The sequence below is a fragment of the Mycobacterium sp. genome (assembly GCF_049673265.1).
In the GTDB taxonomy this organism is placed as follows: Bacteria; Actinomycetota; Actinomycetes; order Mycobacteriales; family Mycobacteriaceae; genus Mycobacterium.
The window spans coordinates 1-2730 of sequence record NZ_JBATXN010000020.1; the positions used below are offsets into that span (position 1 = coordinate 1).

Sequence of the window (2730 nt, forward strand, 5' to 3'; positions counted from 1 at the left end):
GGCTGGGGCCGAAGCCGAAGCCGCCGGGGCCGAAAGCCCTGCCGAAGCCCGGACCGAAACCCGGGCCGAAACCCGGACCGAACGGCCCGTCGTGTCCGGCGCGGCCGGCGTCGTGCCCGCGGACAAAGTCGCGGAACTCGCGACGGGCCTGCCTGCGGTGTTCGTGCAATGCGCGCCGTGCCTGTGGGTGGAAGCCGAAGCCCTGGGCTCCGGGGTTTCCGGGGAACGGCCCGCCTGCGTGGGGGAATGGGTTATCCATATGTCATCTCGTTTCGGGAAAGGCAGCGCCTGATGCGCTACCGATACGACGACGATATATCGAAAACTATCGTGATGCAACGGTGAAGCTGCTGTCTGCTGCTTGACCAGGGGTTTGTGGCTCCTCTTAGCGGGGTAGCACTCCACGGATGGATGAGGAAAACCGCAATGTGAAGGTCGCCGCGGGCTTAGACCGCGACGCCGACCGCAACGAGCAGGTCGCCGCAACCGACGACGCCAAGCGCACGAAGCGCCTCCGCTTCTGGGCGAACTGGGCGCTGGCGCTACTGACGGTGGTGGGCGCGGGCATTGTCATGGTCTATTTCTTCGGCGCCGTGCTGAGCACCGCCGCATGTAGCCAACAGCAATGCCAGCACGTTGGGCCCACTTGGATGAGTCCGGACGTCTCGTTCTATGGCGCACCGGCAGTGGCTGTGGTGACGGTCATCGTTTCGTTTTTCACCGCGCACCGCCGGTGGGGCATCGTGGTGCCACTGCTGGCGTTGGCGCTGTTGGCCGCCGACATCACCATCCTGGCCGTCACCGTCGCGCAATAACCGGCCGCAATATTTAGCGCGGCGGCAAAAAGCCGCCAGGTGACGGCGGGCCGGGCGGCCAGGGCTGTGGCGGCGGCGGCCATCCAGATGCCGCTGAGGGCCGCAACCTTGCTAGCTCCCGACGGTGTCGTTCGGCCAGCACGGCGGCCAACGCGAGTTGCGGTGGAGTTCCGGGCGGTGGTGCAGGCGCAACCCGGCTCAGCACATCACCGGCGATCCGGTAGGCCATCTGGTCGCGTAGCCGCGGATCGAGTTGCGGTGCGCGGGCGAGGAATTGGCGTGCGATCTCGGCCTGCTCGGGCCTCAGCCCGGATAGCTGGAGCGACGCAGCCCACCAGGCCAGCGACGGTGGCATCAAAGGCAATGGCCCCAACTTCGGCCCGCGTTCGCTGATCACCACTGTGCCCGCGAAGACGTCGCCAATCCGTTTGGCTTTCGGCGAGAGCATGCTGCAGATCACCGCCGGGCTGCCCAACAACATCCAGATCTCGACGACCGACGCCAGTCCGCGAAACAGCGCCTGGCGGAAGCGCTCTGGCCCGCCGTCCTCCGACACCACCCGCAGACCCATCACCAGTTTGCCGACCGACCGACCTCGTGTTGCGGTTTCGAAGATGACGGGATACCCGACAAACACCAGCACGGTGAAGATGATGATGATCGCTGCCGTGACCGCGTCGTCGAATTGGGTCAATGTGACGGCCCACAACATCAGCGCCACCAGATAGCCGATGACGATGACGACGATGTCGATCAGCGCTCCGACCGCCCGCACCGGCAGTTGAGCGATCGGCACGTCGAGCACCACGGCGTCCCCGGTCACCACCTGCGGCATACCGCAAACGGTACCCGGCTTCCAGGCTGCGGTGAGTTTGCCGGTAACGCTAGGCTCCGAGTGGTGGATGTCGACGCGTTCGTGCTCGCTCACCGCGATACCTGGGACCGGCTCGAACATTTGGTGAAAAGTCGCCGGCGCTTGACCGGAGCCGAGATTGACGAACTCGTCGAGCTCTACCAGCGGGTGTCGACGCATTTGTCGATGCTGCGATCGGTGTCCTCAGATTCAGCCGTCGTTGGCAGTCTTTCGAGTCTGGTGGCGCGTGCTCGCGCCGCGGTTACCGGAGCCCACGCTCCATTGTCCCGTGAATTCGTTCGGTTCTGGACGGTGTCGTTTCCGGTGGTGGCCTACCGCGCCTGGCGGTGGTGGCTGGCGACGGCCGTGCTGTTCTTCGCCGTCGCTGCGGCCATCGCAGTGTGGGTGATCGGCAGCCCCGACGTTCAAGCTACGATTGGAACACCAAGCGAGATAGACGAATTGGTTAACCATGACTTTGCCTCGTACTACAGTGAGCACTCCGCTATCGCGTTCGGGCTGCAAGTCTGGCTCAACAATTCCTGGGTTGCCGCGAAGTGCATCGCATTCTCGGTGGTGCTGGGCGTGCCGATCCCGTTTGTGTTGTTCACCAATGCCGCCAACCTCGGAGTCGTGGCCGGTCTGATGCTGCAGGCCGGCAAGGGCGACATCATGCTGGGGTTGCTGATTCCGCATGGCCTGCTGGAGCTAACGGCAGTGTTCCTGGCGGGTGCCGCTGGAATGCGGCTGGGTTGGTCAGTGATATCACCCGGGGATCGCCCGCGGGGCCAGGTGCTTGCCGAGCAGGGTCGTGCTGTCGTCGCGGTCGCGGTCGGCTTGGTGGTGGTGCTGCTCATCTCGGGTGCCATCGAGTCGTTGGTGACCCCGTCGCCGTTGCCTACAGCGTTGCGGATTGGCATCGGAATCCTGGCCGAGGCGGGGTTTTTGACTTACATCGTGTACTTCGGCCGACGCGCGGCTCGGGCTGGCGACACCGGCGACATCGCCGATGCGCCGGACGTGGTGCCCACCCGCTAGAGACCGGCGAGCAGACGTAAAAGC

3 protein-coding genes and 1 pseudogene are annotated in these 2730 nt (G+C 64.9%); 2 read left to right on the forward strand and 2 right to left on the reverse strand.

Annotation, left to right across the window (positions count from 1 at the left end; all coding sequences use genetic code 11):
- Window positions 1-259: pseudogene (locus WBF82_RS00570) on the reverse strand (PadR family transcriptional regulator); the annotation flags it as partial.
- Window positions 260-407: 148 nt separating this feature from the next.
- Between WBF82_RS00570 and WBF82_RS00575 the strand changes: the two are divergent.
- Entirely contained in the window at window positions 408-815 is a 408-nt protein-coding gene (locus WBF82_RS00575; RefSeq protein WP_424381166.1) for a hypothetical protein, read from the forward strand.
- A 13-nt stretch (window positions 816-828) separates the two neighbouring features.
- Here the strand turns inward: WBF82_RS00575 and WBF82_RS00580 are convergent, their stop codons facing one another.
- Window positions 829-1650 carry an RDD family protein gene (locus WBF82_RS00580; RefSeq protein ID WP_424381167.1) on the reverse strand — a complete coding sequence of 274 codons (822 nt, stop codon included), beginning with the start codon at window positions 1648-1650 and terminating at the stop codon, window positions 829-831.
- A gap of 63 nt (window positions 1651-1713) precedes the next feature.
- On the opposite strand from WBF82_RS00580, the gene WBF82_RS00585 reads away from it, so the two are divergent.
- A complete protein-coding gene (locus tag WBF82_RS00585) occupies window positions 1714-2706 on the forward strand; it encodes a stage II sporulation protein M (RefSeq protein ID WP_424381168.1) in 993 nt (330 codons plus the stop codon).
- Window positions 2707-2730: the final 24 nt, after the last annotated feature.

Bases quoted from the DNA above. Each gene is read 5' to 3' on its own strand.
- WBF82_RS00575 (WP_424381166.1), top strand. From the start codon at position 408: ATGGATGAGGAAAACCGCAATGTGAAGGTCGCCGCGGGCTTAGACCGC.
- WBF82_RS00580 (WP_424381167.1), bottom strand. From the start codon at position 1,650: ATGCCGCAGGTGGTGACCGGGGACGCCGTGGTGCTCGACGTGCCGATC.